We start from the raw sequence: 25,990 nt of genomic DNA on the forward strand, positions 1-25,990 counted from the left end.
CGCTTATATAGTTTCATTCGTTTCATCAGAGAAATTGCATGAGTTCGACGGGTGCTTCGTCTTCCATGACAAATGCTATCTTTAGCGATGCATTAGGGCTGAACGGTTCGAGCAATACCTCTTTACCTACCATTGCCGCTGCAAGGTCATCAACCTCATAGGCAATATGCGCCGTGTGTTTAAGTGTCTCTGGCATTGGGCTATTATCTAAAAATCGAAGCCATTCTATACGATGCTCACTTTTCTCAAAGTCCGTCGCATACAAGCCAATATCTGCATTAAAATGTTCACCTTCATGTTTAATTGCAGTAGGAATACCAATGTGGTTGAATATTTTCATTTCGGGCTCCTTGCTCATTTATCACGTTATTCTTTTAATAAAATCACTATAGAGACAGAAATGAGGTAATACCGTGATATTAATCACTCTTAAAATAAACAATAAATAACAATAAAAACAACATGTTAAAATCATTTCGTTGAATTTGAATATCAACCGCAACACTCGTTCAGCAATTAACATTCACGGCAAGTGCAACATGGGATGAGGGCATAAACTCAATAAACAGCGGAACGGTTATAGCAAGTGCAACAGAACAAAACTAACCCGGATATTCAGTGATCGGGCAAGTGCAACATGTGACTCACACCACATATTCTTATTTTTCCGGGATACAATGATAAATCTGCATTAGCTCATTTAACTGCCCCAAGGAGAGTTCAGGATGGTAATACGTAATAAATTGCTGGATCTGAATTTTATTCAGCCCCATTTGATGTAGCTTCAGTACCAACTCTTCGTATTGCTTCTCGACAATTTGCTGGTGAAACTGTTTACGGTAGGAGGCCAGTTTATGCGCCAATTGCGGATCATAACCATAAGGACCTGAATTTCGCGCTAACTCTCTACTGACTGTAGAACGATGAATATTAAGCAACGAAGCAATTTTCGTTTGGTTTTTGCCTTCTTTCCTTAATGCCCAGATCTGTAAACGATGTTCTTCTGTTAACTGCTTATACATAATCGCCTCCACAATAAGCCCCGTAATAATATAAACGTTAACGTAAGGGATTATTGTGAGAGTAAAATCATTGTCGAGAAATATAGCCAAGCAACCACAATATGCTCGAACCAGCGAGAATGTATTGGCTGCTAGTCAAGGTAGTATTCTATGGGGGCGTCTCTTTCTTCGACGGGTCAACTTTATTTCGTCTGCAATAAAACAAGGGTGGCGTCATCTTGCAGGGCTGGATCAACCTGTTGCTTAAAATGATCAACCAGCAAACGTGCAGCGCGATCTAACGGCTGAGTCCTACTCAGATTTAACTGCTGTAAAATCTCTGACTCAACAAAGTGCTGAGTCGGTGTTTTTGATTCTAACAGGCCATCGGTATAGAGTACGAGGCGCTCTGATGGCTTCACATCCATCTCTAACATTTGATACTGGGTATTTTCAATTAATCCCGGAATCAAGCCTCCCACCTCTAATTGATCAATACCTTCCGCGCTGAGTCTCAGCGGAGGTGGATGACCAGCACACACAATACGCACTTTTCCCCCACTATGTATAGTAACCAATAATAGCGTGATGGTAGATTGATTCAGCAGCTTATCGGTGTAGATCCCATCTGAAATCTTTTGCATCAGATACTCAATCGACTGAGTATTTTCAGAAAAAGCAGCAGAGACACCATCGAGATAACCTTGGATCATTCCTCGGAAATAGCCAGAAAAAGCATGGGAGAAAAACTTGGCAGTTTCGTCATGGCCTTCGACATCAGCCAGCATGATTAATCCGGCATCGAGCCCGGTGTCATCGATAAAAGGATAATAATGAAAAATATCACCACCACCTCGACCACTGTGACTATATTGCTGATGACACTGCCAATAAGGGATGTCATGAGGGATTTGAGGTAACAACGCACTGCAAAGTCGTTCATCAATCATTTCCCCCATGGCTTTTTTAAATTGAGAGGAACGGTTTATCGCTCGATCAACCGACTGTAACAGTTGGCTTTTATTGACAGGTTTTTGCAGGTAATCATCAACCCCCAGCACATTCGCACGTTCGATTAATTGTGTGTTTTCAGCAGCCGTTAGAAATATAAATGAAACTAGTTGCTCTTTCTTTTGACTTAAAATTTGTTCGCGAAAGCTTATTCCATCCATTCCCGGCATGTTGATATCAGAAAGCAACAGCTCATAACTTTTTGTTTTGAGTTTTGCTAAAGCCTGCATACCATCATCTACAATATCAACCTGATAATCTTCAGACAAATAACTGTAATATAAATTTTGCGCCACCCGTTCATCTTCAATAATGAGTATTCGTGGTTGCTGGCTTTTTCCTGGCAAACACCACGACATCGTTAAACAATGGAAACTATCTGCATAATTTGGCTGATATTCGACCTTATCAGAAAATGCATTAACCAGTTCAAGTCCCCGTCCTGATTCATTATCTTGAAATAAACTATCAATTCCTTGATACCGCTGCTCAGTCATATCCCAGACTTGGCCGTCATTCATCAACATCACGTAGAAGTATGCGCCATCTTGGCTCAAGGATACTTGTATCGTCGTGGGACTTGGATGACTATGTTTAACACAATTGGTTGCCGCTTCAGCAAAAGCCAAACAAATCCGATTGGAAAGTCCCTCATCCACATGTTTTAAACTCAGTAAACGCTGCAGCACGATCCGAATTTCACGCACCGATTCCAGTGTGGCTTTTTTTTCCGTTTCATAAAGCAGCCGTTTAATCATGCTTCTTCCCGATCAATAAACTGTTTTAACGCCAGTATTGATTGCTGGCACAGCGATAACAAGTCACCACTATGGCGCTCAATATCAGTCTGATTTTCAGCCCGAGATGCCATCTCTATGGCCAGTGCCTTTTGCTGGAGTAAAATAGCGCCTACACTGCCAGAACTACTTTTGAGTTGATGGGCCTCGGATTCAAGCAACGACCAATGCTGCTTATGGACAGCCTCTACCATTACCGTCATTCGCCGTTCGGTTTCTTCGATATACAGTTTGATAATATGCAGCAATATATCCCAATTCAGATCCGCCATAAGCTGCTTCATCACATCTTGGTCAAGCATTGTCCGGTAATCATCTGCCGCTTCATTATGCACAGTGGCTACGCTAGATTGTTGCTCTTGTTTGAGATTCAGGCTGGATTCAATCGTCTTTGATGGTGCATCACCCTGCCCAAGCCAATAACGCAACTTATCTCTAAAATCTTTAATATTTAAAGGCTTAGATATGTAATCATCCATTCCTGACTTCAAACACCGCTGTATATCTTCGGCAAACGCATTGGCTGTCATCGCCATAATAGGACTTGACTGGTTGATACCAGACTGCGACCGGATTAATTTCGTCGCATCAATGCCATTCATAACAGGCATCGCCAAATCCATCAAAATCAAATCATATTGCTTTCCTGCCGCTTGCTTGACGCCCTGTTCACCATTTTCTGCAATATCAACCTCTATGCCTTCTTTACTCAATAAAGCCAATGCCACCGCTTGATTGGTTGGATTATCCTCAACCAACAATATCTGCTTCAGTGCAAGACTTGTATTCTCAGATTGGTTTGCGTCATCCAGCCCATTATCCCGCGATGTTTTTTCTGTAAGGTGTGAGTGTTCTTTACGTGGAAGAGGCAGCCTTACCTTAATGCATGTCCCTTTATCTAACTCACTGGCAATAGAAAGCTCACCTTGCATCTTATCTACTAAACGTTGCGTAATTGCCAGTCCTAATCCGGTGCCATCAAAACGCCGACTATCATCATCTTCAATCTGGACAAACTCCGCCAAAATATCTTTCTGGTACTTGATATCAATACCAATCCCGGTGTCTTCTATCTCAATAATTACATCGCCACCACTCGCCGTATACAAACGCACCATAACCCCGCCATGATCGGTAAATTTAATCGCATTGCTGATCAAGTTCGTCACAATTTGGCGAATTCTCAAGGCATCCCCCTCATAAAAACGTGCAATCTGCGGTGAGGCCTCGAAACGAAGGGTTATATTTTTAACGTCAGCTTGACATGAAATCAGCTCAACAACAGATTCGATTGTCAATGCCAAATCAAACTCTGCAACCATCAGATCCAAATGATTTGACTCTATTTTACTGAAATCTAATATGTTATTGATCAACGCCATCAGTGTTTGACCACCTTGATTAACGATGTCCACAAAATGTTTTTGTTCTGGATTCAATGTTGTCTCTTGCAATAAACTGCTCATGGTGACAACCGCGTTTAACGGCGAACGAATTTCATGACTCATGGTCGCTAAAAAGCGGCTCTTCGCTTCACTGGCCTCTTTTAAGCTCTTTTCTGTCGCTTTCTGCTCCGAAATATCAATGAAATGTGCAATGTAATGGCTGGTAACCTCACTTTCATCACACACCGCGGTAATCGTCAAACGTTGCAGATAAACTTCACTGTTTTTACGTCGGTTATAAATTTCACCACTCCATTGCCCGGTAGTTAATAACTCGTTCCATAACGATGTAAAAAATGCCTCATCATGACGGCCAGAGGCGAGTATTCGAGGGTTTTTACCAATAACGTCATGCCGCTCATAACCCGTTACCAGGATAAACGCAGTATTAACGCGAAGAATCGCCCCCTTGGCATCGGTAATAAATATCGGTTCGATAGACTCGAACGCCTGAGCGGCAAGACGCTGCTCCTCTTCTGCTTTCTTCTGCACAGAAAGATCGCGAAAAAAGGCAGTAAAAAACACATGCTCACCAAGATCAATCGGCGATATGGCAATTTCGATTGGAAATACCCGACCAGATTTATGTAAAGCTTCCAACTCTAATCGCTTACCCAGTACGGGACCTTCTCCGGTTTTTTGATAATGTTCCATCCCTTTAAGATGCGCAGCTCGAAAATGTTCCGGTACTATCAACCGAGCCATATTTTGCCCCACCGCTTCGTGTTGCGACCAGCCTAAAATGCCTTCTGCCCCTTGGTTATATTCAATAATTGTCCCATCTTGATCAATTGAGATGATTCCATCTAAGGATGCGGACAAGATGGCTTGGCTCATTGCCTCATTACGGATGGCCCGTTCGGCCAAAACACGATGTTCGTTCGACGACTGTTCCAGCTCCTGATATGACTGCGCCAAGCTAACAGACATCCGGTTAAATTCATCGGCTAAATCAGCCAGTTCGTCTCTGCCACTCACTGGCAATTGAAAACCAGGACCAAATCGGCGGATATTGACTGATGAATGTTTTAATTGCTGCAATTGTCGAGTTAAATACGTTCCTAAAATAAAAGAAAAAAAAGCAACAAGCATGACTTCTAAAGATGCGATCCCCACCGCCCACCGTCTGGCCTGCACTAATAATTGTTGGATTGAATGAGTTGACAGGCCCAGCTCTATCACGCCATATACATAACCCGCTTCCTTGATTTCATAACGTACATCGAAAATACCATCCTTAATGGATGAAAAATCAGTATCAATTTGAATATTACGGCTTAATGCTTCTGGCTGGCCCGACTCAGCCAGTACTATTTCTCGATTACTGACCCGGGCGTAAACCACATCAGAATTGTCAGCGACCTCTTGGGTTATACTGGCTAAACTGGCTAGATCGGTTGCCAAAACCGCGTCTTTGGCCGCACTGGCAAACAATTGTGTGGTGGTGATCGCGCGCTGCTGCAATTGCTTTTCATTTGATTCAGCCAAAAAATTTAAGCCACTCAACACCAGAATAACGAGCAGTACGGTTTCGATGACAGCAATACCGACAATGGTTTTTAATCTAAAGCTCATTACGATCCCATCCCTGTTAAGTAAAGCTTATACCCAAGTTACCTCAAAATGCAGGATTCAGAGCCAGCTCACCACGCTCAAATCATTTAATCTAAGGATGAACCAGATCTTCGAGTAATTCTATTTTTAGCCCCCGAACATCATCCCAGTCACTACTTTTTGCGGTTTCAATTCCCTTAAGTTTGATTGACTGCAATAGTGCAACGCCATTAAGTGTATACTCCATCTGAATAAGAGCATGCTGTAACTTCTGCTGATCTTCAATATTTACATCGGGGTGTGCAGCAAACGCATGGGGTGTATAACCTTGGGTTGTCCATAGCACACGCAGCTGATTGCGGACCGCTTCAGGAATATTATTAAAGGTGCGTATGACCCCTCCACCGGCAGGGTATAACCCCTTGGCAACAGTGCTATAAACGGAATCATGAGAGGAGACATATTTAGCTGTAAAATCGACGCCGATTTCGCTCAGGTAAGAACGGGTTAAAATACTCGCGGCAAATGCCGCAGGAGCAGGAAATGCAAGGGTGTGCTGATCGAGTTGTTCCAGGGCCGTAATATCACTGTCTTTATGTACCACTAAAATGCCTTTGATCTGCTTGTTCTTTCCTTTGGCTAACGCGTGATAACCTGGCTCTTGATGAAATACCGTGAAATGGTACGGATTCATATAAGCAAAATCATATTCACCCGCAGCCAAACGTTGTTCAAAAACAGGAATATTGGGCGCAGTCGAAAATTGGATATTCAGCCCGGTCTGCTCACTTAAATACTGCATAATCGGGGTCCAAAGCGCTGCAAGTCGGCTGGCAGATTGCTGAGGAACAATACCAAAAGTATATGTTTGTTCCTCGGAATGTTGCACCTCCTGTATCTGGGGTTCAGCTATTTTTGCCTCTGCCGTTAACCCCACGAGAAGCAATATTCGCAATCCCCATTGAATGAATGACTGTTTTACCATCATGATTCTCCATTTCTCTCGTTATGCTGACCGCTAGATGTCCATCGAAAGCAATGACACTCTATTTAATTTCTTAATCGTCCAACGTACCAGCCTCGGACATAACCAATTTAAGCGGTTTAGCTCTCTCTTCATTTCATCAATCAGTCTGGGGTGATATTGATCATTCATCACCGTTCCAATCAGATTCACCTGCTGCTGATTGAGGCATTCAACGGCATCTGTCAACTGTGCTTGCGTACAATATCCAGAAAGTACCACCAATAAACACCCATCGCAGACACTCGCAACCTGCTGAGCCGGAATGGTATAACCATCGGTAGCCAATAATGCTGTCGTATCAACTAACACCGTATCGTATTCTTGCAACCATCGTTGAATAAGCCGTCGTAAGACATCTGTTTCTCGTAACTTCAATAGCGTGCTTTTATCCTGAGGAATACAGATGCCATTAAACAATGACTCAAACTGTGAATCGCCAGCACCAACGGATACCAGCTGTGGGGTCGGCATCTCTGAAAGCGGTAATCCAACCTCTTGGCTGCCATCCAGAGAAACCTCAGCGCAATGATTTGGGAAATCAATCACATTGAATACACCCGGACGAGACAAATTAAAATCCACCACCAACGTTGAAGCCCCGGCTAAAACATTACGTTGAGCGAGCAACCTCAATATCGTTGTTGCCCCCTGCTTAGGCAATGCAGAACAAATCGCAAGCGACCGGATACCTTGCGCTAACGTGCATGAATACAGTTGTTCAACCTCTTGCTGATAGTGCCCAGCACTCATTAAATCAATCCTAACAACGCTGCAAGCGAGACCAAACGAAAGATATCACTCAAAGCCTCCCGCGCCTGATATGGGGTCGAGTCTTTCCGGTCTGGCACATACACCGTGTCACCATTTCGAATAACAGGCAGACTGGAAAAATCAGCCGTTTTGGTAAATTTCGTCAAATCAAAACTACGGGCCTGATCTTTACAACAAGAAACATTCACTACCGTAATATTACTGACATAGGCTTCTGCATTGGTACCTCCGGCCTCAGCCAATAAATCTAATATCGTCATCGAATCATTAAACCGATAGCGCCCCGGACGGTTAACCGCGCCAAGCACGCGAACGGTATTTTCCTTCGATTCATTCAACCAAATTCGGTCCTTCTCTGGGATATAAATGGTGTCACCGGTGGATATATCTGGCAATAACTGCCCGTCACCCGTTTCAAAATACAACCCGAGATCTATCTTCGTGACTTGAGCATGTCCCTTATTACTGTGACTCACCCGAATATTATGGATATCGGCATTTCCTGTCGGCCCATCAGCGGCTGCCAAAATATCAAGAAATGTCATATCATTATTAAATCGATAACGGCCTGGCGCCCCTACTTGGCCAAGAATATAAATAGATTTATCGGAAGACTGGCGTACCCATTGCGCTTTATTATCGGAGGGATCTTGTGGCAAATCATGAACTCTAATTACCGTTCCTGCCCTGATTTTTGGTAAGCGGTTGTCGCTATAACCTTGTTTAATGAATTTATCTAAATTAAACACTACCATCCGATTGTTACCCGCACCATCCGGGATCAGCACTTCTATATTCTCGGTATCAGCACGTCCTTTAGGCCCTCCTGCGTGGGCCAGTAAATCCATCAGATTCATTTCATCAGCCCATTCAAACCGTCCGGGGCGTACCACTTCCCCAATTACCCGAACGGCGCGATTAGGAGAGACTTTTAGCCAGGATTTTTCATTGATATCGGTTTTTTCGGGTACAAAAATCGCGTCGCCTGCCCGAATGTTAGGGAGCGTTGTAACCAAACCTTCAGTGTATGCTGCTAAATCAAATGGCCGGACTTTTCCATTAGCATGAATAATCCGTATTTGGCGCGATTCAGCAAAACGTGTTGGCCCTCCCGCATTGGCCAAAATATCCATGAATGTAGCCCCAGCTTTACCTTCAAATGCGCCAGGTTTAAAGACTTCTCCCATGACATACACGGTATTAGCACCGGATTTAATCTCTTCCTCCTGCATGGGTACAAAAATAGTGGCCCCCGATGACAATGTGGGTAAAAATTTCGCATCTCCGGTGTCTAAATATCGCTTTAAATTAAACAGGGTGGGTTGACCATTATTAATCACGCGGATCTGTTCAACCCCGGCATAACGCGTCACGCCTCCAGCACGCATAAGTAAATCAACTAGCGATATATTGGGTTTATAGGAAAAGCTACCGGGACTATTCACTTCACCAAACACCTTCACCGCATTGCGATCTTCTGCGGCATCGCCGGCATCGGTCATTTTTGCGGCATCAAATTCCACTTCAATATTACCGATCATCGGTGAGGCTGGCACAAACAGCGTATCGAGTGAACGCAGAGGTGGAAGATGACTTTCTTCGCCCGAATCCAAGTATGCTTTATAATTAAACACTTGCATCGAACCATCTCGTCGTAATTGCAGCTTATCAAGCTGAGCTCCGGACCTCACCCCGCCCGCTTGTCGTAACGCCATTTGAATACCGGCACCTGCATGTAACAACACTTGACCAGGCTGAGCGACATAACCGAGCACTTGAACCAATACCCGCGTCTCTTTGATATAAACCGACAGATGGTCTAAATCACGAAAGGCAACACTTAACTTTTTTTTCACCCGAGATTTAAGCTCAGCTTCCGTTAAACCAACCACCGTCACCGCCCCAACTTCAGGTAGGGTAATTCGCCCTTGTCTGTCGACATTCAAGTTCTGCTGTAAATGCTCCTCACCTGGTAGATACACAGCTATCAGATCCCCCACTTGCACCTTGGGAAGTGGGGGATCTGAAGCCTGCGTCCAATAAGAAATAAACAGCAAACTGATATAAAACGTTTGATAAATAAATCGCAGCATATACGGTGCCCTTATTTATAAATGGCCGTTGTACTTTGCTGAATCTCGATATTGTCTACTACGTTTTCTACTAACGTGATCGAAACTCGACGGTTAACTAATCGATTAGTCGCTGATGTCCCATTCACCAAAGGCGCGATATCTCCCACCGCTGAGACTTCAATTTTACTCTTCTCAAAACCGAAAATTTGCAAATAACGGCTTACTTGCTGCGCGCGCGACATCGATAGCTGCTGGTTATAACTTGGTGAACCTATGACATCGGCATGTCCGATGACTTGTAAACTGTACTGAGGAAACTCTCTTAGTCGCATCACAGCCTGTGCCAGCCGTCCCGCATATTTAAGATTTAACTCACTCGATCCAAAGGCAAACTGATTATCGGCATTAAGCAGTTGTTCAATTTCGATAACAGCAGAGATCAGCGTCTGCCCGGCTTGAGGCTGATCCAAACGACATGCCTGAATAAGTAAAGCGGTAGAAAGCTGACGCTCTATTCGGTGTAATTGATCGCGCTGAACAAGGATGTCATTGGCGGCATCAAACTCAAGTCCCCCAGCCAACTCACGGCCAATACGTCGTTCCCTTTCCCTTGCTTGCGCGACTGATGCAGGAAAACAGAGCTCAGCACCATCAATCACCAATAGCTTTAACATCTGCCGTGTTAACTCAAAATCGAACCGTAAACCATGCGCTGGAGTCAGAGGCCCATTCACCTCAACCGGTGAAATAGTCTGGTAGTGATGCTCAGCAAAACCACCAGCCCCTTCCGGTGGAAAACGCTGGCTGCACCCTGTTAGCGCAAGCAGCACCCCACATAAGTAAATCCAAGTTGTATATCGCATATTCACGGCTCCCTATATATCCAAGCAATCTCACGGTTTGTCCTTAAGGTAACTTGGGTATAGCACCATCAACGAATTGAAATAACCTGATGAATTCTCAATAGTTCCAATAAATGTTTAGGCTGCCCGCGCGCGCCCATTAACTCTAATTCACGGCCATCCGCTTTTAAGCGCTTGTATAAAAAGACAATGGCACCAATACCGGATGAATCAATAAACCCAACTTGCTCTAGGTCTAATATAATTTGCTGCTGCTGTTTGTCTTCAGCTATCAATTCAAAGTCAGGCCGAATCTCAGATACACTCAACGCGTCTAAATCGCCGAAGATTTTGACAATGAGATCGCCGCATTCTGTGACAGAGCGTTTTATCTCCATAACATTCACCTTGTTATTGTGATTCACAATGTGGATTTAGATAGTAAACATGCCAAAAACATGCCAAACATAATCGTCATGTTATTCAAGGAGATATGAAGTGGTTAGATTAAATAGACAGGGGGTATTTGAAAATAGACACGAAGATGTTAACTACTTTTGCATATTGCAAATGACTATCAGTAATTATTTTTTCATCTCGAAATGATTATCGCCCCTCCCCTTTTACCATGATGACAATCGTCTTACATGCAATCGTAAAATCCATCTTGAGCCAACATGTAAAACTGGAAAGTGCCATCGCATAACCATGGTCGTAAGCGAGTTTTGCCCGCACATCGTCAATACTGGTATCATACCCTTGGTTAACCTGAGCCAATCCAGTAATACCCGGCGCTAAACCGTAAGTACGTTCGGCAAAAAAAGGAATTTGGGATTCAAGTTTCTGATAAAAACCAGGCCGTTCCGGGCGGGGGCCGATTAATGACATCTCTCCTTTAAGAACATTTAGCAACTGAGGCAACTCATCTAAACGGGTTCTACGCAAGAAACGCCCAACCCGGGTAATACGAGGATCCTGTTTACAGGCCCACACTGCACCAGATCCAGCTTCTGCATCTTGACGCATGGAGCGAAACTTAAACATAAAAAAAAGCTCTGTTCTATCTGGCCGAGCACGTCCAATCCGATGTTGAGAAATAAAAACGGGCCCATTTGAATCCCATTTGATCGCTAGAGCTATCAGAGGAAATAATGGCAAAAAAAGCAATAACCCAACCACGGCAACAAGCACATCGAATGCTCTTTTGCCGATTTGGGTTGAACGGTCTATGTATTGAGCCCCCATCGTTACCTCTCGTATCTACATCAAGTTGCCTTCACCACACCGGCTAAGCGGACCATTACCAACGTCCATTTTCAAACCCTAGCATATACCGTAATGATCCCACTAAATTGGCAACATGCCCTACCACCAGATAATAGAACAATTTCATCACTCGATTGATTCGATGTTTAAGAGTAGCAAATAAGCCAACATTTAAAGCTTCTGACTCATTACCGCCCTGAATAAAGTGCACCCACACCGCAGAGCTATAAACAATCATTTGTGTCAGTAAGATCCCTCGCCATAACCAACTATCACGGCTCAACAATACGGAGAGTATCAGTAACAACAACATACAATACGGCATCAATACCCGAAGACATTTCCCAGAAAAAAAATTAAACGCAATGGCGCCGTGTTGCGGTAAGAGTAACTGTTTGAGTCGCCACACTTGCTGTAAATTACCAGCAGCAATGCGGATCCTGCGCCGGAAGTCCATCCCTAAGCTTGCTTTTTCAAGCTCTAGCGCATGCAAATTTGACTCATAGACAGCACGATAACCCTGACCAACAATCATCATTGGCAGCACAAAATCATCATTAATTGTATCGTCAGGCAACACCTGAAATGCCTCTCGCCGAAACAGATAACAGGCACCGTGAGAACCCAACGTCGCTCCTGTATACGCCTCACCAACTTTAATCTGATTCTGGTACTTCCAATAGGCCACCTCTCCCTCTGAACCTGGGTCCAGTAACTGATAATGGCTACAAATTACCCCAATATTTGGCGTATTCATATGTGGAGAAACAACGTTAAACGCATCAATAGAAATCAATGCTGACACGTCACTCAATGCCACCCATGACGTATCCGTAGATGTAACTATCTGATTCACAACTGCGACCTTACCGCGGTTTTTCTTAAACTCGCGAACGTCGAGATTTAAGTGGCTATTTTCAGGTCGTGCTGCCGCGGCCAGAGCTAATTGTGCCGTGTTATCACTACAGCCATCACAAGCGATGATGATCCGCAACTTGTTTGCCGGATAATCAATAAAACCTAAATTCGCAATCTTTTCCGATATAAAATCTGCTTCGTTATATGCAGGAATAATAAGTGTAATTGCAGGCTGATTAGCTCGCCTTTCAGACCTTGCCCCCCTGACCCTTTTTGGGGCTTGGCTTGCCCATAATTTTAACAATAACGGATACAACAGATGATGATACAGAATAGCTATCAGCACCAAGATGGCGAGCAGTTGCATGACCATAGAGCCTCCTGGGTGAAAATAACGGATAACGCGCTGAGATAATTACATGCCTTGGGGTAATCGACCCTGATACAACATAGCGTAAGCCATCACGGTTTTTCGTATATCGCCCTTTTGCGTCACAAATGCTCTCGGGCTAGGGCTTTCTTGATTCATCGTCGCGGAAATAGCAGACACCAATGCTCGGTAATTACGTTTTTTAACCACTTGCCCGGTTTCACGGCACAATGACTCTCTAGAACCACCGGCAGTCGTCACAATGGCTGGGATCCCACACGCCTGAGCTTCTAACGGAGCCAGTGGCATTCCCTCATTGATCGACGGTTGACAAAAAACATTCAAGCTACGATAAAACGTTGGCATATCATCTATATGGCCTAAAAAGTGTACGCGCGGCGTGAGTTGCAAATCCTCAACCTGTTTGATCAATTTATATTTTAGGCTGCCATTTCCCGCGAGCGCTAGATGAACATTAGGCGGCAGCCGAGCTAGTGCTGCGATCAAATATGCATGGCCTTTTTCCCACTCTAGTCGACCACTGCAACCAATCATTGTCACCTCTTCCGGCAACCCCAATTGTGCTCTTGCCGTTTGCTGGCATCCCGGCGAGAATTTTTCAGTATCAATCCCATTGGTAATAATAAGATCAGGCTCCATCTTCAAATGCTTATTCATTCCCTTCGCGACATCTTCTGCATCTGCCACCACAATCGGCTTACATAAGCGGATCACACGAGTTTGTAGTTTACAATGCTGATCGTTCGCTAGATGCCAAGCATCATGTTCGGTGTGAATCAGTTGCTTAACCCCTGCAGCACGGGCCGCGATTCCCGCATAGATCAACGGACCAATATGATGGGTATGTACCACATCCACCTTGAGCTTTTTAAATATCCGTATTAATTGCCAACACGAGTAATAATCCACGCCCTGACGTTTATTCAAAAAAATTAATTTACTGGCATACGATTGTAATCGAGGCCAATTTTGTAAGGCCTCATCCATCGAACCTTCAAGGCTTACAATATAGCTACTCTGCTCCGGATGACTAAATCGCTGCAAATCAAGTACTAACGTTTCAATCCCCCCAGGCTGTAAATGCTGTACCACTTGAATCACAGTTTTCATCCTACCACTCCTACACTAAAGTCCTGCTTCGATAGTCGGCTAAGTACCTTTACCCCGGTCCACCGCTCGACGTCTTTCTTTCGTCTTGCGGTGATATCAAGAAGTTCCAGCATTAAGGCAAGACCGCCCCCTAATGCCCCCCCTGCAACCATACCCAACAGAGCAAAGAGCCAACTGGGCAAATTAATCGGCTGGGTAGGCGTGAAAGGGCGGTCGATCACCTTCACTCGTTTACTTTGCTCAAAATCACCGAGCGAACCGGTGACTTTTGCCATCTCATGGCGTTTTGATAACTCCAAATAAAGTTCTCTTTTGACCGCTATCTCGCGATTTAGCTGTTCAAGCAGGCGTTCTTGCTCACCAAAATCCGATGTTGAAACGACCAATATCTGGATCATCTGCTTCAAACGGAGAATCTCTTCCTGCAGACCATCGACACGACTTCTGGCTTGTTGTAATCGATCAAGTTGCGATATCAGCAATGGTTGTTTTTTCTGCTCTGCTTGCTCAAGAATCCCTGAACTGGCGATATCCCATAACTTTTCACTATCAATATATTTATCCCCCTGCTGTAGAATGCGAAACCGTTCCGATTCCAACCGTGCCATATTACGCAATGCCCCTTGTACTTGACTGTGACTATCGTGATAGCGGGCTCTTAACATAGCAAGTTCACTACGAATCGTGACAATTTGCTCTTCTATTCGACCCACTACAGGGTTCGTTTTAGAGAGTTGCTGATCCAATCCACCCAAACTTTTGCTCGCGCCCGCCATTTCAGCTTCCTTTTCTGATAAGCGCTGCCTGAGCGACGCTAAACGGTTTATATTCGCGGCATGGTATTCTGGCAGTTGGGCCGTATTTTTATCACGAAACTCAGCCAGTTTTTTCTCTGCTGCCTCAAGATCAAGTCGTCGTTTCTCTAGCATTAATGATAAGAAATGACTCGAATCTCGCATCGATGAACGCTCAGGGGCCAGAAGCTGCTCAACAAAATGCGTGCTGACCGCGTCCAGTGTTTGTGCCATGCCATCAGGTGAATTCGAGCGATAATCGATACGGATCAAATCTTTACCTATCATCTGAACCGAGAGAGCAGAGGACAATTGCTGAATAATGATATCTCGTTCGGCATCTGGCGTGTCCTTTTGCGTAAAACCACGTTCTAACGCAACTGCACCTAAAATATGGCGACTATGCAATAGGGTTTTCAATGCAGCCATTCTCTCTTTCAGCATCGCAGAAACCGCTAAGTCTTCTAAAAATGGGTTCATTTTTGAGGTTTCTTGGATCAACATACTGGTGTGAGCCTGATAACGCTTAGGGGCGATGCTGCCAATCACCAACCCGATTATCGGTAATATCAGCATAGGTAGAACGATCAAATAACGCCGCCGCCATGCGGAATCCAGAATGCTATAAAAGCGATAATGCAGGTTCATAATGCCTCCAGATAATTCGCCAACTGCACCGCCCTACTTTGCCAACTCTCTTTCACTACCGCCGCGCGCGACTTGATCGGGGTAGATGCCTGAATGGATGCTGATTTCACATGACTCAGCACCGCTACCATCTGTTGCGGCGTCGTCACTTGATAGATGACATCGTGATACTCACCAACAGCAGGGAAACACGTTGACACTATCGGTTGCCCTGCGGCGAGATATTCGCGCAGCTTTAAGGGGTTACACCCACGGATCTGCGCATTATTCACAAACGGTAAAAGGGATGCCGTCCAATGTTGAACGTAAGAAGGTAATTGATGATGGGCCCTTGGACCGAGAAAATACACATTGGGATATTGCATTAATACTGAACAATCAATATCTTGCCGACCAATAAAGACAAAATGCCAGTCAGGCAAAGACTGGATCACCCGCTCTAGCAGTGTCAGATCAAGCCAATCAGAAATAGATCCGTAATACCCGGCAATCGGTTTACCATCATGAGGAAGATCCGTGGCGCGATGGCATGGTGTCGCAAACAAGGTATAGTCTACGCCATGGCTTAATAGTTGGGTTTTATCAGACGGAAATTTTTGATACAAAGCAGGGCTCGCCGCGAGGATCAATGCCGCCCGTGTGAGCAACTGGGTTTCTCGTTGACAAACCAGCTGATGACTCACCCCCGCCAACGCAGAAAAATCATCGCCACAGTAATAAACCACCGCTGATTCCCCGAAGTGCCCCACCATATCCACTGCGGTAGGTAATGACACCCATAAAATAGGTTGTTCAATGCCCATCTTTCGCATCATCGGCTTGATCTGCCACGCTAATAACCAGGCCGCAATCTGCCGTTGTATGCAGCCATCAGGCACCGGAATCGTCTTAGGGTTGATGACTTGAAATTGTTGTCCATCCACTACGTTTAGTTCATCGGATTGAACGTACTTTCCTGCCACCTTTTTGGCTGTGGCTTTCCGCCACAAGCGAGTCATGTCTTTCCTGCTCCAATGAGGTTTGCGCAGGCCAATTGAATTTATCCAAATCACTTTACGATCTGAATGTATCAACAATTGTCGGATCAGATGCTGAGTGCTGCTTGGCAGTCCTCCCCAATCCTCCCCAAACACAATGAGATCCTTTGCCATGACTTCCCCCTATCGCTCGATAGGCCGAACAACCCGAGCCGGCACCCCTGCAGCAAGTACATAAGGTGGTAAATCCTTGGTCACCACACTACCTGCCGCCACAATGGTTCCTTCACCAATACACACCCCCGCAGTAACGGTAACACCCGTCGCCAGCCACACATCTCGCTGGAGAATAATGTCACCCACTTGCTGCTCAGTTTCAGGAAAACCAGCAGCCCTATCTGCCGCGTTGAGCGGATGACCTGGATACCCTGCTAATAATGTACGTCCTGCAATACGCACATTGTCACCAATGACCACTCGCCGTCCTACCGCTATCGTCGTCATCCAGCCAACATCCACATTGTTACCAATGACTAACTGTGGTCTGTCTAATGAAGACACTCGGCCAGTAAATGTGGTTTGCCCTGACATTCGGACTCGATTACCGACATGGATATCAAGCGGCCCAGCGCAATACGGCAACCCGCCATACAAATAAAGCTGGCCTTTATAAGTGCTAAGCTGACTTTTAAATAACGGAGTGCACAAGACAACTCGGCTCAGAGAGCACCACAGTAAATGCCCGGCCCGATAACAGGCATAAATAGGTTTCACAAACAGTTTTGGAGCCGGCAGTTCAAAAAAACGCATCTCAAAATAAAGCCGTTTAACACGCAGGGCCAACGGGTGCTCACTGGTTTTGATCCAACGCTTTGCTGTTGCAACAGATAATTTTGTCATAATCACCGACTCAAACTCAGTCACATAGTTTTCTTATGTCCTTAGTATGCAGAATTCAAGCCAATGACATTAAAACAAAATAATATTTATTTATCAGCAGGATAAGATAATTCATTAATTTGCTTGTACTGGATGAAATATATTCAGATGCAAAATGGCGTGCGATCCCGTGTAAAATAGCAAAACCACAGTCGCTACTCGCTACTCGCCGTATGCTTACTCACCCACTGAGCAATGGCGCACACTAACGCTGATAATATATAAATTGGCCAAGTAAACCCCTGCGTTAAAAATGTACCTGACACCACCGTTCCGATAAGGCCAGTTAAAACGGCTTGCGCCGTTGCGACAATCTCAGGACTAACGGGGGTCGCTTGCGCATCAATTATTGTGAGGCTACGTAAAGCACTGCGAATTAATACCGTGATCATCGTAATGAAAATGATAAAGCCAACAAACCCAGTTTCTGCCAACACCCCAAACCAAGTACTATGAACAGCATGATTTAGCCCATCCCAATGCTTTGAATAAAAAAAGTAATTATAAAAAAAGTTATCCAGCCCCACCCCAAACAAGGGGTTATCCAACGCCATGTTATATGCCGCCTCCCAGGCATAGATACGGCCCATGGCTGACTCATCAATACCATCTTCTGCAGCTCCACCCGATGAACGCCCTGATATACCTGCAACAGCGTACAGCAGCGCACCCACCAATGCGCCACCGAACAACAACAGGCTTTTTGACTGGACCCGCCAGTAAGCAAACACCCCGATAACCGCTAAGATCCCCAGCAATCCGCCGCGACTTTGGGTCGCAATCACGGCAGAAAACAACGATATAAAACAGAGCACGCTAATACATCGGCTACCCCAACCAATGCTTTTATTCAGCATTAAGCTAAGCGCAAAAGCCGCGGGAAAGAGTAAAACCAACGCTAAATCATTCGGATCTCCTAATACCGATCCCATTGTGCGCCCAATGGTGACACGGGATCCTTCCACTAAACCAATACCGGCAATTTTATTATTTAGCGCCACAAACGCGATCAGGCACCCCGCCCCAATGAATAAACGCGAAGCAAAAGCAAAATCTTTAACCGTACGAGTTAACCAGGCAATCGCAAATGTCATCAGAGCAATTTTCCAATAAATACCCATGAAATAGCTCATAGCAACGGCTCTATTACTCGCCATGAATACGCCCAGCGTGACCCAGATAAAAAAAGCCGACATCACACTCAATTCAAACCGCCAATAAACTTTTATTTTTTGGCTGATCATCAAATGCCAAAAGAGCGAGACAATCGAGGCGAGCGATAGCAACAAGGGAATTTTCAACGAATATAGCTGCGGAAAGGCTTCATGAATCCGGAAAAAAGAAAACACAACAAAAAACACCACCATCACGAACGGATAGCCCAGTACCACTAATATTCCCATTGGTAACAATGCCAATGCCAATGCCACAATGGGATGAGGCACCCAATACCATACCGCTCCTATAAGCAGGGAAGAGACCATCGCCAAACCGATGTTTTTCGGTCTCAAATAAGCATTATCAGGCTTGGTTTTCTGCAATTTGCAACACCACATTGCAATCAGCAGCTCACTTTTTGATAAATTGAAATTAACTGCGGGATCACCGTATCAGCCGAAAACTTTGTTGCAACCTGATAGCGCGCATGAAGTCGCATATGCATCTGCTGATCAACAGGCATGAGCTGCCATTGTTGGATATAGTCAATAAAATCATCGCTGTCAGCCTCTGGCAGTAACCAGCCATTAACGCCATTATTGATCAAATCAGGGAGTGCACCGACGTGCGTGGCCACCACCGGAATACCTCTACTCATGGACTCCAAAGCCGCCATGGGTAACCCTTCAAACAGTGATGGCATGATCAATAAGCCGATCTCTGGCCAGATTTTACTCATATCTGGTTGAGCGCCATGAAAGGTGACATTCACCGATGCCTGCTGCTGTAGCTGCGCGGACAACGGTCCATCACCATAAATATGAAACTGAATATCGGGAAGTTTGCGCGCAATATCCAGCATGATATGCGGCCCTTTTTCTTCACTCAAGCGACCCACAAAAGCATATTTTTCTCCACTCCCCATACTCACACTCTCAGTATGGACAAAATTATTGAGCATTAATGAGGCAACTGGTAAACGCTGTGAAATGGGCTGACTGACCGTCAGACATTGCGCTGCCAGCATTGCTGTATGCCTGTCGATGAAGTCGTAGACCGCCAACTTTCCTGTTACCGCTTCGCCAGCATGGTAAGTGCTGACAACAGGGATCCCACGCAACATCCCGATAAACCGCGATATAATGCCCGCTTTATAACCATGGCTATGCAGTAAACGGGGCTTCTCTTTCTTGACCAGTCGCCATAACCCCGATATAGCATGAGACAAGGTGATCACTCGAATACCGTGCTCAGTCAAGGCGTCTTTCAGGGGATGCGAACCATAGTCAGCAATAAAGACCACGGAAACCGGAAAATGATGCTGATTTAGCCCCGAGGCCAATTGAAGGATATGGGACTCTATCCCGCCACTTCCGCGACTATCGACCAATAACCATATCTCTTTTCTTACCGTCATTATCTTCTCCGTTTTTTCTCCGCAGAAAATAAACAGCAAATGCCATGCCAAACATAATCCTCTCCTCGTTACCTTCAGATGCAGACTAGTATCAAAGCGTAATGTGTCACTGGGAACTGATACATAAGTCGGCATTTATCGCGTGATGCTGCGGATAAAAATCACTATCTGGTATGATAAAAGGGTAATATAACCAAGCAACCACACTATTTTTTAGGTGCTTAAGTATCCGTCATCCGTATGGACAGCAACCGGCATGACATCAAAGAGATCCTTCGATAACCATGAAAATCAATAAACAGAGCTTGGAAGAACAAGCGACCGACTACCTGCGACAAAAAATCGTCAACGGTGAAATGGCCCAAGGCGAGAAAATTGTCGAAAGTACACTCGCGAAAGATCTAGAGCTATCTCGCAGCACTGTACGCATGTCATTAAATTCCCTTGCTCATGAAGGGCTGATCGTACAAAAACCGTATGCGGGTTGGCAGGTGATCTCGCTTGATGACGAAGATTTGTGGGAGCTTTATCACCTACGTGTCGCGCTCGAGAGTCAAGCTGCGGCAATGGCGGCAGAAAAAGCCTCAGCGCAAGACAAAGACGCCTTGCGCCAGCTTTATCAAAACTACTGCCATTTGTGTGAAAACAACCCAACTGACAGTCAAGCAATCAGTGAAGCTGACTTCAACTTGCACAAAAAGATTGTGGAAGCCAGTCATAGCAAGCGGATGGAGAAAATCTACAACCAGATAGCCAACCAACTGCAAAGCTACTTAAGCATCACGCATGAAGATTATGATCTCGCCCAGAGTGGCCTCAGCCACGCAGCAATGATCGATGCTATTTGCAATGGCGATGTAGAACGCGCATGGCAAGAAGCCAAGGCCAATATCACCCCGTTTACCCAAATGGGCAGCATCCTCAAACAGGGTTAATATACTATCCTATCACTCCCGCATTGGCGGGGGTGATTACCCGCTGTCTTTTGGCATATCCCGCACATGAATATCCATTTGTGGAAAAGCAATTTCAATCTGATGCTGACGGAACAGACAATCAATGTTTTTGTTCAGCAAGTGAATGGTCGATAACCGGTAATCTATCGCAGTGATATAAACCCGTAATTCAAAATCCAAACTACTGCCCCCAAACGCCAAAAAGAACACCGTCGGTGATGGCTCTTTCAACACCAATGGGTGCTCATGAGCCACTTGATAGAGTAGCTTCTCCACTTTATCGACGTCTGAGCCATACGCAACCCCAATCGGGATCACGATTCGGGTAATGGGATCGGTGAGCGACCAATTGATCAGTTTTTCTGTCAAAAAGGATTTATTGGGCACGACAATTTCTTTGTTATCCCAATCAATGATAGTGGTCGCCCGGGTTTTTATTTTGCTCACCGTACCGGATAGATCGTTAATCGTCACAATGTCACCAATCCGAATCGGGCGCTCAAACAAAATGATCAGCCCTGAGATAAAGTTGGCGAAAATCTCCTGCAACCCAAACCCTAATCCAACCCCAAACGCCGCCACCAGCCATTGCAACTTTGACCACTGTACCCCGACAATCGAACAGGCACTGAGCACCCCTATCATCACAAGCAAATAGCGGATCAAGGTTGTGACCGCATACCCCGTACCGGGCGCGAGATCTAATCGCCGTAAGACCAGCAGCTCCAGCAGGCCGGGTAAGTTACGCACAGCAATCACCGTGACCATCACCATAATCAAAGCATACACCAACGCTTGCAGAGTAATATCCACAACCACAAGGCCGCTCTCCCCCATCTCACTCACTTGCCACACAACAACTCTATCGAGCCAACGTGCCATTTCTAAAGCGCTGGACCACAGAGTGAGCATGGCGATGACAAAGCCAATCAGTGATAATCCCCGCAACAACGTAAGTGATTGCTCACTTATCTGCTCTGCATCCAATCCACTCTCCTCAACGTCTGGCAGCTCTTCACGCAAATCTGCCAGTTCCGGATCTTGCCCTGCCTGTTCTCGTTGCTGGGCGATTAGCTCTTCACGGCGTGCCAGCAAACGCTGGTAGTTGAGCTGACGGTGTTCAAGCTTGAACCACCGCTCTCCCAGCTGATATGCCATCAACACCCCAAGCACAATAAACAAACTCGCCTGCTGATAAGTCAGTAAAATCCACGCTGCCAAATAGTACCCCATCGCTGCCACCACGATGATGGCAAGCAGCGATCCCACCAACAGCGCTTGAGTCGCCCATAATGCCCAGCGATGATTCAAGGGTGACGGCATCACCGCTGGTAAGTGTTTGTGTTTAAGCAACAAACCGTAGATATACAACATACAGCCGATCAGCAGTAAGAACAGCAAACGCGATAACTCTGACGCACTTTGTCCTGACACTAACTCGGTAGCATAAATGGACCACAGCAACACCACAAACACCCAGCGCAGGCGACGAATCGCCTGATGCAAGCAGGTACATATATCATCCGGCCAACGCAAGTGAAGACTCAATACCCCGCCCCATTTAGTCAGCTGATAAATCCACTCCACCACAAACAAACCAAACGCACTGGTCAGTACTAACGAGGAGAGATCCCCGGCGATGAAAGCTGGCCACAACCAATGCATCCCCAGCGTCATCAATATGAACCATGACGGTAAAATCAACGCTTGTAACATCGACACCAACACCAAAGCCATGGTGTGGCTGAATCGGTCTTTAATGGGGTGACCGAGTACTTTTTTAGCCGTCACACTGACCGTGTATTCTCGTTTTGATAACGCCGCATAGACAAACCAACATGCCGCGCTATAGAGCAAAATCGCCACCAGCGCCCAATATCGTTGTGATATGGAAAAAGTACTGAATGTCGCCTGCACCGTGGGCACAATGTTATCCCATTGCACCGCTTGCCATCGTGCAACACTTCGCCATAGCGGTGGATTACTGCGGATCCACAATTGTTGCTCACGCAAGAATACCCGCTCTTTATCTATCTCATTTTGATACTGGCTTTTGACAACTTGCAACCGCCCTAACTCGACAATGAGCTTATCGTATTCCTCCCCCAAGCGTGCCAGTAATTCTCGGCGAAACTGATGCACATGGTAACGGGCATTTTTCTTCGGATCGGCCGCAAGTTCAGCATCGCTAGGCCGCGAAGTGGCAGGCATCTCTGCCGCCATGCGACTACGTAACTGGCTGATCTCATAAATACGAATATGGCTTTGAGCGATATCATCGGGCACATTGCTATCCCCTATGTGTTTTGGCAAGCGTTGCAATTGCGCTCGTAACGATGCCCCAAACGCCGTACTTTGCCGCAACCAATCGAGGTTCTCTTTGATCAGCCGTTGCTCGTCCGACAGTAACTGGCGTTCGGCTTCAAACTGCTGACTTTTACGCCGAGCATTTTCAATATCCACCAGCACTTGTTCTAACTCTTTGGCCAGCATCTGACTGGTAGCAATGTCCTTCTGGGTATCGGTATCCGTGCCAACATCCCCTTCCCCGTACACGCTTTCTAGCTGGGTCGCTTGCAAGATCATCTCTTTAGCCGAGTCCTGTTCCACCTGCGCAAGCCGGTTTTGCAAGGTGATTTGAATTGGCATAGCCAATTGCATACGGGTAGTCAGTAACTGCTGTTCCTGTTTCAATAACCCTTCTCGATCTTCCAGGGTTTGCTGTTGTAACACCAATAACCCTTTCTCCAGCATCAAATGCCGCTGATTGGCCAACGCCACCCACTGTTGCAACTGATCAGTGCTACTGTTGTTCACCAACGCCACGTCATCGATTTGGTTATTCACGGCGGCAATTTGCTTGGGCAATGTCAGGCGTGAAGCATCAAGCTGTATAACTTTTTCTGCGTTGGCTTTATATTTTGCCCGCCACTCGCTCACCGCCGCCCGTAATGACGCTAAGGCTTGAGCTAAATCATCGTTAGTAGACAGGGCGTCAATCTTAAACAAATCTAACTGGCGGACTTGCTCAATTTGCTCGGTGAGTACATTTCGTTGATGGGGATATTGGGTGATCCGAGCTTTAAATTTAGCCTGTTCATCCGTCAGCTGTTTGATGTTTTTGAGTGTTTGTGACAAGGCTTGATAGTTGGCAATCAGATCAGTATCTTGCGGGGTCGCAGTAGACAAGCGGCGGATCTCAGCCTCTACATCGCGCTGTTCAGGCAGCTCAGCCGCTACGAGGGAGCTTCCCACGCATAGCCACCCGACTAACCACAGACCAAGCAGCCGCACACCAAGCCAGCGTAAAGATACCATCACGTGGATTCCCTGCCACTTCACTTTTTGCATCACATCGCCTCGCCAGCGTCACCCTCATGTATTCATCATTTTAGTGGTTAAAATGGCAACAACTGTAAATACCTTGTAATACCGAAAACATGCTAAACGTAATGATGTTTCAAATGAACCATCAATTTCACAATTAATAATGACATCAAACTGATGATGAAAATGTAGAATGTAATATGTATAAGCATTCTACAATGTGTCTGATACTTTCTTACATGTAAGTTTATTATCAATAACTTAGTCTTTGTGTTAGCATCAGCTAATGGTGACATATGGCATTATTATAACAGGCATAAAATGCAATACTCGATAATATTTCCTATTACAGTAGAATTAAACAAAAATGAACTTTGCTTTAAAAATAAAGGCTCTATCATTTATAATATTATTTTCTACTTTCTCGCCTTTTTCATGGGTGGTTATTTTGGTTTTGCACTTTTTAATAATTTCATCATGGCAATAATTTTTTCTGTTTCCGGCATGTTTTTAATGCGATCTTTTTATAAAGCGTATATGCCACCAAAAAAATCCATAATTAATTTAAAAAATAACACTTTAACGACAATAAGTTTTTTAAATATCGAGAAGGTCTACCCTTTAAATAATATTGAAAACGCTCTCTTTTGCGATGAATTTAGTATAAAAAGCAATCATGTTAGACGATATCACACAAATATAAGGTTAATATTAGAAAACACCGAACACTCACAAGAAAAAAAAGGCTCTGTACAAAAAATTAAAAGTATTAATATCGCACAACTTCCGGGTAAATATTCAGGTCCAAATGAGCGACTAAAGAAACTATTACAAGCCGTAATTAGAGACTACAAACACAGTAATAACCTCAAGATTTCTTTTGAAAAAATCATTGATAGAGACCGTCATTTTGATCAACTTGTTTACGGTAAATATTTTAATAATCCTCAAATGAAGATATTAATGACACTATTTAATATGGTTAGACTTTTATTAAAATATGCAATTTTTACGGGCATGATTTACTTATGTATTTTGACATACAATAAGTTACTCTAAAAAGAGTAGCTAAATTAAAACATCATTCTATAGGAATAAAATGAAACTACTTACTTATATACTATTTATATGCTGGAGCCATACTTCATACTCAGCGGTTACATCCAAAGATGTTAACTTAAAAGTTAATAGAATAAACGACAACATAGCCAATTATAATGTAATGAACCTCTCACTCACGACTGATGAATTCGAATCATTACCACCCCAAATTACTTACTATTTTGATATCAATAATGACCTTAAGCTGGCTAAAATAACGGTCAGTAAAGGTCTATTTGGTATTGAATACAGTTACTATTTTGAAGATAACCAGCCACTAAAGTACTCTGTCGTATATGATGATCATCCTGACAATCTAGGAAAAGAAGCAATAATCTATGCTGACAATAAACCAATCTGGAAAAATGTAAAAAATCCTCGCCATGACCCAGAAACCATCTTGAAATCATTCAAGGCCTCTTTAGAGAGTTTAACAAGCTTCCTTTAACGCTATCGCGTTCACTCATCGACTCACTGCGCTTAAAACACACTATACCCAAGTTACCTCAAGATGATCATGCAATA

Annotated in this window: 21 protein-coding genes; 3 read left to right on the top strand and 18 right to left on the bottom strand. The window is 44.8% G+C overall.

What is annotated here, in order from left to right; all coding sequences use genetic code 11:
- Positions 1 to 25: 25 nt before the first annotated feature.
- From L4D12_RS12005 to L4D12_RS12085, 17 genes are all read right to left on the bottom strand, one after another.
- A complete protein-coding gene (locus tag L4D12_RS12005) occupies positions 26 to 340 on the bottom strand; it encodes a hypothetical protein (RefSeq protein ID WP_428448081.1) in 315 nt (104 codons plus the stop codon).
- Between the two features lie 319 nt (positions 341 to 659).
- Entirely contained in the window at positions 660 to 1,022 is a 363-nt protein-coding gene (locus tag L4D12_RS12010) for a helix-turn-helix domain-containing protein (RefSeq protein WP_428448082.1), read from the bottom strand.
- A gap of 182 nt (positions 1,023 to 1,204) precedes the next feature.
- Positions 1,205 to 2,770: a SpoIIE family protein phosphatase gene (locus L4D12_RS12015; RefSeq protein WP_428448083.1), complete on the bottom strand. Its 1,566-nt coding sequence runs from the start codon at positions 2,768 to 2,770 to the stop codon at positions 1,205 to 1,207.
- Positions 2,767 to 5,829, bottom strand: coding sequence for a PAS domain S-box protein (locus L4D12_RS12020; protein ID WP_428448084.1), 3,063 nt, complete (start codon positions 5,827 to 5,829; stop codon positions 2,767 to 2,769). Before L4D12_RS12020 ends, L4D12_RS12015 begins: the two co-directional genes overlap by 4 nt.
- 91 nt (positions 5,830 to 5,920) lie before the next feature.
- Positions 5,921 to 6,796, bottom strand: a complete 876-nt coding sequence (locus L4D12_RS12025) for a phosphate/phosphite/phosphonate ABC transporter substrate-binding protein (protein ID WP_428448085.1) — start codon at positions 6,794 to 6,796, stop codon at positions 5,921 to 5,923.
- Positions 6,797 to 6,826: 30 nt separating this feature from the next.
- On the bottom strand, positions 6,827 to 7,585 hold the full coding sequence (locus L4D12_RS12030; RefSeq protein WP_428448086.1) for a P-loop NTPase family protein: 759 nt from the start codon (positions 7,583 to 7,585) through the stop codon (positions 6,827 to 6,829).
- Positions 7,585 to 9,699, bottom strand: a complete 2,115-nt coding sequence (locus L4D12_RS12035; protein WP_428448087.1) for an SLBB domain-containing protein — start codon at positions 9,697 to 9,699, stop codon at positions 7,585 to 7,587. The genes L4D12_RS12030 and L4D12_RS12035 overlap by 1 nt, the downstream gene beginning before the upstream one ends.
- Before the next feature lie 11 nt (positions 9,700 to 9,710).
- Positions 9,711 to 10,544 (bottom strand): OmpA family protein, encoded by an 834-nt coding sequence (locus tag L4D12_RS12040; protein ID WP_428448088.1) that lies wholly within the window; start codon positions 10,542 to 10,544, stop codon positions 9,711 to 9,713.
- A gap of 68 nt (positions 10,545 to 10,612) precedes the next feature.
- Entirely contained in the window at positions 10,613 to 10,921 is a 309-nt protein-coding gene (locus L4D12_RS12045; RefSeq protein ID WP_428448089.1) for an STAS domain-containing protein, read from the bottom strand.
- 208 nt (positions 10,922 to 11,129) lie between these two features.
- Positions 11,130 to 11,768, bottom strand: a complete 639-nt coding sequence (locus L4D12_RS12050; RefSeq protein ID WP_428448090.1) for a sugar transferase — start codon at positions 11,766 to 11,768, stop codon at positions 11,130 to 11,132.
- 55 nt (positions 11,769 to 11,823) lie between these two features.
- The gene (locus L4D12_RS12055; RefSeq protein WP_428448091.1) at positions 11,824 to 13,020 is read right to left on the bottom strand and encodes a glycosyltransferase family 2 protein; all 1,197 of its coding nucleotides are present in this window, start codon (positions 13,018 to 13,020) and stop codon (positions 11,824 to 11,826) included.
- 42 nt (positions 13,021 to 13,062) lie between these two features.
- Positions 13,063 to 14,148 (bottom strand): glycosyltransferase, encoded by a 1,086-nt coding sequence (locus L4D12_RS12060; protein ID WP_428448092.1) that lies wholly within the window; start codon positions 14,146 to 14,148, stop codon positions 13,063 to 13,065.
- Positions 14,145 to 15,590, bottom strand: a complete 1,446-nt coding sequence (locus tag L4D12_RS12065) for a GumC family protein (protein WP_428448093.1) — start codon at positions 15,588 to 15,590, stop codon at positions 14,145 to 14,147. Before L4D12_RS12065 ends, L4D12_RS12060 begins: the two co-directional genes overlap by 4 nt.
- Positions 15,587 to 16,741 (bottom strand): glycosyltransferase, encoded by a 1,155-nt coding sequence (locus tag L4D12_RS12070; protein WP_428448094.1) that lies wholly within the window; start codon positions 16,739 to 16,741, stop codon positions 15,587 to 15,589. Before L4D12_RS12070 ends, L4D12_RS12065 begins: the two co-directional genes overlap by 4 nt.
- A 9-nt stretch (positions 16,742 to 16,750) precedes the next feature.
- Positions 16,751 to 17,467, bottom strand: coding sequence for an acyltransferase (locus L4D12_RS12075; RefSeq protein ID WP_428448095.1), 717 nt, complete (start codon positions 17,465 to 17,467; stop codon positions 16,751 to 16,753).
- Between the two features lie 194 nt (positions 17,468 to 17,661).
- Positions 17,662 to 19,047 (bottom strand): O-antigen ligase family protein, encoded by a 1,386-nt coding sequence (locus tag L4D12_RS12080; protein WP_428448096.1) that lies wholly within the window; start codon positions 19,045 to 19,047, stop codon positions 17,662 to 17,664.
- A 20-nt stretch (positions 19,048 to 19,067) separates the two neighbouring features.
- Positions 19,068 to 20,081: a glycosyltransferase family 4 protein gene (locus L4D12_RS12085; protein WP_428448097.1), complete on the bottom strand. Its 1,014-nt coding sequence runs from the start codon at positions 20,079 to 20,081 to the stop codon at positions 19,068 to 19,070.
- 284 nt (positions 20,082 to 20,365) lie between these two features.
- On the opposite strand from L4D12_RS12085, the gene L4D12_RS12090 reads away from it, so the two are divergent.
- On the top strand, positions 20,366 to 21,016 hold the full coding sequence (locus tag L4D12_RS12090) for a GntR family transcriptional regulator (RefSeq protein ID WP_428448098.1): 651 nt from the start codon (positions 20,366 to 20,368) through the stop codon (positions 21,014 to 21,016).
- 36 nt (positions 21,017 to 21,052) lie between these two features.
- Here L4D12_RS12090 and L4D12_RS12095 read toward each other — a convergent pair whose 3' ends face one another.
- Positions 21,053 to 24,355 carry a mechanosensitive ion channel domain-containing protein gene (locus L4D12_RS12095; protein ID WP_428448125.1) on the bottom strand — a complete coding sequence of 1,101 codons (3,303 nt, stop codon included), beginning with the start codon at positions 24,353 to 24,355 and terminating at the stop codon, positions 21,053 to 21,055.
- Between the two features lie 330 nt (positions 24,356 to 24,685).
- Between L4D12_RS12095 and L4D12_RS12100 the strand changes: the two genes are divergently transcribed.
- On the top strand, positions 24,686 to 25,423 hold the full coding sequence (locus L4D12_RS12100; protein ID WP_428448099.1) for a hypothetical protein: 738 nt from the start codon (positions 24,686 to 24,688) through the stop codon (positions 25,421 to 25,423).
- Positions 25,424 to 25,463: 40 nt separating this feature from the next.
- Positions 25,464 to 25,913, top strand: coding sequence for a hypothetical protein (locus L4D12_RS12105; RefSeq protein WP_428448100.1), 450 nt, complete (start codon positions 25,464 to 25,466; stop codon positions 25,911 to 25,913).
- Positions 25,914 to 25,990: the final 77 nt, after the last annotated feature.

Source organism: Photobacterium nomapromontoriensis, from assembly GCF_050336815.1.
GTDB lineage: Bacteria > Pseudomonadota > Gammaproteobacteria > Enterobacterales > Vibrionaceae > Photobacterium > Photobacterium nomapromontoriensis.